We start from the raw sequence: 3,981 nt of genomic DNA, 5'->3' as shown, positions 1-3,981 counted from the left end.
CGACGGTCGGGGCCTCTGCGACGGGTCGATGTACTGCTCGTGCGCCTGATCGATGGTGACCGTGCCTGGCCACCACACGCCCGCGGCATCTTGCTGCTGCCAGGTGTCGGTCCAGGCGCAGATCCGTTGGATTGCCTCTTTCGCGCCGGCCACGTCGACGTTGCGGAGTACGGCCAGGGAGAGCAGGGCCAGGGCCGAGGCGATGCCGTGGGACATGCCCAGGTTGCCGTGCCCGTGCGGGTAGTCCGCGCTGGGCTCTCCATCGGGGGCGACGGTCGTCCACCACGGTGGCAGCTCGCCGCCTGCGGACAATGGCTCCGTCAAGCGCACCACGTAGGACAGCAGCTCAGCCATGACGCGGTGGTCCGGATGGCGGCTGAGGTGGTATGCGCCCAAGCCGGCCAGCCCGCGAACCAAGTCGAACTCTTTCATCTGCGGTTGCTCGCTGCGGTCGATGCGTGTGTGTGCTTCGGCCAGGCGGGTGCGGGTGATCGCTGTGACCGCGTCGTCGAGGCGTTTCAGGGTGCCTCGGTAGCGGCGTGACGTGCCTGCGGCGGCGTGCGTGGTGAAGGCCAGGGCGGGAGCGCCGAAGAACAGGTTCGCGTTGGGTGCCGCCGTCAACGCGCCGGAGGCGGCCACTTCTAGCCAGGCGTATGCCGCGGCGGGGTCGCCGTGCCCGGACCGGGCGCGCTCGATGTGAAGCAGGGCGATTCCTGCCGCTCCTGCCCACAGAGATTGAGGCCAGACCAGACCCCTGCCCGGCGGTTCGGCTATCCACAGCTGTGGGTCTGTAAGCGCTGTGGCGATGGACTCCGCCACGCCCAGCACACTTTCGTAGGGCTCATTCATGGCGTGCGCCTCCCGGGACGGTTTGTCCAGCTCAACGCGGCGGCACGGGCCAGGTGCAGGCACGCCCGCTCACTGGCCGACGAGAGTCCGGCCATGCGGACGTGGTGCAGGTGCAGCAAATCGGGCAGTACGACGGCCGGGGGCAGCGTGCCCTCCTCCTCCAGCACGCAGCGGTAGGCGGCGAGCGTCTGACGCCGCCGCGCCCAGCAGGAGACGATTTGCTCGCCTACCGGGTGCTCGGCGAGGGCTTTGTGATCGCCGGGTTGGGCCAGGCGTACGGCTTGGTCGTAGATGGCCCGGTCCGGTGGGGAGTCGTCGGCTTGGGTGTGGCTGATCAGCCAGCGCATCGCCGTGTCGGCGTCACCGAGGAAGGCGGCGGCGATGTCGAGCAGGCTGGCGGCGGTCATGGCGCGCAGGTTGAGCCCCACCCGGGAGGCGATCGCCGTCAACTGGATGAGGGCGGTGGCCGAGTCGGCCGCGAAGTACGCCTCGGCCGCGTCCATGGCGGGCGGGCCGCCGAAGCGGGCGGTCTCCGGGAAGTAGGTGTCCCACTGCACCCGCGCCGTCAGCCCGACCTCGCGTACCTCCTCGCTCCACGCGGTGATCTGGGCGGTGGTGTTGGTGAAGGCACTATCAGCTACGGCCAGGCGGATACGGAGATGGTGATCGGGGTCGTGGTAGCGGAGGAACCACCATTGGGCATCGGTGCCGATTGCATCCGCCAGGCGCGGCAGGTGGCGGGTGAGGATGGCGTCGTGCCGATCGGGGTGCCCGTACAGCTTGAGCGACACCCGCCCGTGCTGGCCGGGCAGGCAACCGTGATTTCGGGAGGTCACTTCGCGCGGGAGGCGAGGCGGCTCGGCGGACCGGCCGGTCGCGGCGAGCGGGATCACGATCTCGTGGGCGCGACCGCCGATCCACCCGGCCGCATCAGCATCGGGGGCGGCGTGCAGCACGGCGGTGCCGGCGCGGTCAACCTGGGCGCGCAGCAGGGCGCGGTGCGCGGGCTCCCCGAGGTCGAGCCGGAGGTGCTGGTCGCCGCCGCCGAGGCTGACAATCTCTGGCAGCGCCACCAACTCCCGCCAGGCGGTCAGAGCGGTGTCCCATTCCGCACAGTCGGCCGAGGGTGCAGGCAGGTCGGCAGCGGTAAGCCGCCACCGGGCGGGCGAGAGGATCGTACGCCGGTAGCGCAGCGCGGGAACGAACGGCAACGCGGACGCCGGGCCCCAGTCGAAGCCTGCGCACGATGCCCGTAATGCATGCGGCGCTTCGAGGAGGAACCGCACCAGCGGATGCGTGTGCTGGATCAGGTTGACCGCGTTGAGGATCACCGGCTCGACGGTGCGGCGGCGCGACAGCGACACCACGTAGACGCCGTGCAGGTCGGCAGTGACAGCCAGGTCGTTCAGCGCCAGCCTGTGCGCGCCGCCGGGGTGGTCGCCCATCGGCAGCAGATGCGGCAGTACCTGGAGGGCGCGGGCGACATTCTCGGTGACGGCGTACGGTGCAGGGGCCGAGACCTGGACGGCGAGCGCGTCCCGCGTGCCGGTGGGCAGACTCGTGTACGCCCGGCTCATTCGTTGCCGGTGTTCGTCGTCGAACAGGTCCAGGAACCGGCCGGTGATGGTGCCCACGGCCCGCGATGCGCCTACGACGGCGAGCATGAACTGGCCTTCGGCCAATGCCCGCGGGGTGGATGCGCCGATTCGTACGGTCAGCTCCGTGGTGGGCTGAACCGGCGCGTCCGGGTCCACACCGCTTAGATCGGCGATCATGTCGTCGTCGAGCACGATCTCGCGCCGGCGGCGCAGCGCGGCATTGTGGGCCAGGGCCAGGAGCTTGCGGTCGCGGTCGGCCAACACCGTCTCCTCGGGCGTGCGTGCATCGTCGTACCCGGCCGGGTAACCGAGCCCGACATCGGCGTCAACGGCGTCCCGGAGCGGAACCAAGGCGCGAGGGCCGTAGCGGTCCAGGAATCGTTCATGCCAGGCCATCCACCCTGGAGCGAGCGGGGTGCGGCGGGCCAGACGGACCAGCGCGGCCGCTGCCGTGGCCGCCTCGGACGCCACGGCAGTGGGCACCGTCACCTCGCCATCCAGGAGCAGATCCACCGAGAGAGGCGGGCGCTTGGTGCGGTGGATTCCCGCCATCGCGGCCATGGCGCGTGCCCGGTGCTCGCCCGCCACGGCGACGGGCGCACGGTCATGGGCCGCGAGTTCCTCGGCGATGGCGCGCAGGCCCTTCACAACGTCGGCCACCTCGCCGATCTCTTCCGCGTTCACCGCGTCCAACTCCTGTAGGAGGTGCTGGATCGGGTCGCAGGACGTCATGGGCGGGCGCAGGCTGGTGAGCAGGAGGCGCTGGGCGACCAGCTCGGCCACCAGAGCGTCGATGGTGGTCTCGCCAGTGTGTGTGGAGGCGGCCAACAGCCGGTCCATCAGGTCCGTGACCAGGAGCGGATCACGGGTCAGCTGGAGCGCTGTCCGTACGGGGCCGGTGGCGCGCACGCTCACATGTCCTGGTGCGCCGTCGGCCTCGATGCTGGCGCGGTGTTCGAGCACTAAGCGGCCGTCCCGCTCGAAGGCGAGGTTGTTGGCCGTCACTGTCAGGCGCCGCCGCAGCGCCGTCTCGCCTTCCAGCCGTCGAACGACCGCGGTAAGCCATTCTGCTGCGACACGGACGATCGGGCGGTGCGCGTTCCCGATGCGCGCCGTCGGCAGGTCCATTACGGCGCTGATGTGCGCCGGAGCGATGCCTGCGAACAGGCCGAACGGTGTGGCGCGGCCCGAGGCGCGCAGCAGGTAGCGCATCACGGAGAGCACCGCCCGGCGCATCGCCGGGTCAGACATGCGTTCTCCGGCGCAGATCTCGCGCACTCGCCGCGCCAGGTCAGGGCTGGCCTGTATCACGGCCGCCGCGAAACCGGGCGTCTGCCACACATGAGTCAGCCAGGCCCGCCAGGAGGCGCGATCTGCATCCGGATCGGTCAAGTCAGGCCACGATGCGACCCGCTGGTCTGGCGGCCACGCTGTGGCACGCAACACGGCGGCATCGAGGAATCGGTACATCAGCCGCTCCCGTAGCTGGGGGGCGCCCGACCGGCCGGGGCAGCGGATGGCCGGTCGGACGCTC

At 70.7% G+C, this 3,981-nt stretch carries 2 protein-coding genes; both read right to left on the bottom strand.

What is annotated here, in order from left to right; genetic code table 11:
* Positions 1 to 849 (bottom strand): lanthionine synthetase LanC family protein (locus Aple_RS51580; protein ID WP_155352148.1); only part of this gene is annotated, 849 nt, incomplete at its 3' end.
* Positions 846 to 3,839 (bottom strand): lantibiotic dehydratase, encoded by a 2,994-nt coding sequence (locus tag Aple_RS51575; protein WP_218038957.1) that lies wholly within the window; start codon positions 3,837 to 3,839, stop codon positions 846 to 848. The genes Aple_RS51575 and Aple_RS51580, both read right to left, overlap by 4 nt.
* Positions 3,840 to 3,981: the final 142 nt, after the last annotated feature.

The organism is Acrocarpospora pleiomorpha (assembly GCF_009687885.1).
Taxonomy (GTDB): Bacteria; Actinomycetota; Actinomycetes; order Streptosporangiales; family Streptosporangiaceae; genus Acrocarpospora; species Acrocarpospora pleiomorpha.
Note: the sequence above shows the minus strand (reverse complement) of the source record. Positions and strands in the feature narration are given on the sequence as shown.